Origin of the sequence: Pseudomonas sp. S30 (assembly GCF_016518545.1) — a bacterium.
Taxonomy (GTDB): domain Bacteria; phylum Pseudomonadota; class Gammaproteobacteria; order Pseudomonadales; family Pseudomonadaceae; genus Aquipseudomonas.
In genome coordinates this window covers 1-2,519 of record NZ_JACVTO010000045.1, presented here as the reverse complement: position 1 = coordinate 2,519, position 2,519 = coordinate 1, and the positions used below count along the sequence as shown (strand labels likewise).

General features: G+C 64.4%; 1 protein-coding gene. It reads right to left on the bottom strand.

Annotated elements, in window-relative coordinates; translation table 11 throughout:
• Positions 1-2,519 (bottom strand): non-ribosomal peptide synthetase (locus IAE34_RS24165; protein WP_200141478.1); only part of this gene is annotated, 2,519 nt, incomplete at both ends.

Below are 2,519 nucleotides of genomic sequence, written 5' to 3'. Positions count from 1 at the left end.
CCGACCGGTGCCTCGTACAGCCTGTCCGTGACTTCCCCGTGCGCCACCACCGGCAACGCCCGTCGGTCGAGCTTGCCATTGGGGCTCAGCGGCAACGTTTCCAACAGCAGGTAGCTATGCGGCACCATGTAGGCTGGCAGTTCGCTACCCAGGTGAGCACGCAGGTCATCCACGGCGATCGCCTGATCACCACTGACCAAGGTGTAGTACGCCACCAGCCGCCCCTCTCCACCGTCCCCTGCCTGGGCCAGTACCACGGCCTCGCGGATACCCGGATAGCGAGCCAGTCCGGCCTCGATCTCGCCCAGCTCGATGCGCAAGCCGTGGAGTTTCACCTGGTGATCCAGACGCCCCAGGTATTCGATCTCCCCTGCCGAGCGATAACGGGCCAGATCGCCCGTCTTGTACAGGCGCCCACCGGCCGGGCCGAAGGGATCGGGGACAAAGGCCGCCGCCGTCAGGTCCGCACGCCCCAGGTAACCCCGCGCCAAACCGACGCCACCGATGTACAGTTCCCCTGCCACTCCGGCGGGAACCGGGTTCATCTGCGGATCCAGCAGATAGATCCGGGTGTTGGCGATCGGTCGCCCGATCGGTACGCAACCTTGCTGGTACTCCGGGTCGCACGCCCAGAACGTGACGTCTACCGAGGCTTCGGTCGGGCCATACAGGTTGTGCAGGGCCACGCCGGGCAGGCGCTCAAAAAACCGCTGCTGCAACTCCAGCGGCAGGGCCTGCCCGCTGCACATCACCTGTTTCAGCGACGGGCAACCGCCCAGGTCCGCACTGTTGAGAAAGACCTCCAGCATCGGCGGCACGAAGTGCAGCGTAGTGATCGCCTCCTGCTCAATCAGCCGCGCCAGGTAGTCCACGTCCTGATGCCCCCCTGGCCTGGCCACGACCAGTGTTGCGCCGTAGGCCAGCGGCCAGAAGAACTCCCAGACCGACACATCAAAGCTGAACGGCGTTTTCTGCAGCACCCGATCCGTCGCACCCAACGGGTAGGCCTCCTGCATCCACTGCAAGCGGTTGACGATGCCGGCGTGTTCCACTGCCACGCCTTTTGGCCGGCCCGTGGAGCCGGAGGTGTAGATCACATAGGCCAGCTGCTCGGCGCCGCTTTCGCCGAGCGGATTGTCCTGGCTGTAGCCGGCCAGGGCCGCCTCATCCATGATCCAGGTTTGAGGATAGTCTTGCGGCAAGCTGGCAATGCTCGAGGCCTGGGCCAATACCAGGGCCGGCGCGGCGTTCTCCAGCATGTAGGCCAGGCGTTGCGTTGGCAGGCTCGGATCCAGGGGCAGGTACGCGCCTCCGGCCTTCACGATCCCCAGCAGCGCAATCACCATCTCCAGCGAGCGTTCGAGGCAGACGCCCACTCGTACGTCCGGCCCGACGCCCCGCTCGCGCAGATAACCGGCCAACCGGTTCGCCCGGGTATTCAGTTGCGCATAGCTCAGTTTCTGTCCTTCAAACACCAGGGCCGGAGCGCCCGGTGCACGGGCCACCTGCGCTTCGACCATCGTCTGCAAGGTCGCCAGAGCCGGATACTCGGTCCGGGTGTCGTTCCAGTCGACCGTGACCTGAGCCAATTCCTCCTCATCCATCATTGCCAGCTCACGCAGCGGACGGGCGGGTGACTCCACCACCGAGGCCAGCAGGCGCGTGAAATGCCGCGCCATCCGTTGCACGGTGCTGCGATCAAACAGGTCGGTGTTGTATTCCAGGTTGGCATGCAGCTCACCGGCCCGTTCTTCCATTGTCAGCAGCAGGTCGAACTTCGCGGTCGTGCTGGGTATCTCCAGGGGTTCAAGGACCAGGCCAGGCAACTGCAACTGGCCCAGCGGTGCGTTCTGCAACACCAGCATGACCTGGAACAATGGTGAGTGGCTGGTATGACGCGCCGGCTTCAGTGCCTCCACCAGTTGCTCGAAAGGCACGTCCTGATGGGCATAGGCATCCAGCGTGGTATGGCGCACGTCGGCGAGCAGCGACTCGAACGTCGCCGCTTCATCGACCTGCGTACGCAACACCAGAGTGTTGGTAAAGAAGCCGATCAGCGCCTCGGTTTCGACCTGCGTCCGGTTGGCCACCGCGGTGCCCAGGCAGATGTCGCTCTGCCCGGAGTACCGCGACAACAGCAGGTTAAACGCCGCCGTCAACACCATGAACAACGTGCCGTGGGCCTTCTTGGCCAGCGTGGCCAGGCCATCGCCGAGCGTGGCCGGAACGTTGAACGTCAGGCTGTCGCCACGATAGCTCTGCATCGCCGGGCGAGGACGATCCGTCGGCAGCGTCAACAGTGCCGGCGCACCAGCCAGGCGGTCGGACCAGTAAGCCAGTTGGTCGGCCAGCACGCCATTGGCCAACCACTTCCGCTGCCAATGGGCGAAGTCGACATACTGCAACGGCAATTCGGGCAGTGGGGAGGACTCACCTTGCACATAGGCCCGGTAGAGCGAGGTGACCTCGTTGATCAGCACGCCCATCGACCAGCCGTCGGAAACGATATGGTGCATCGT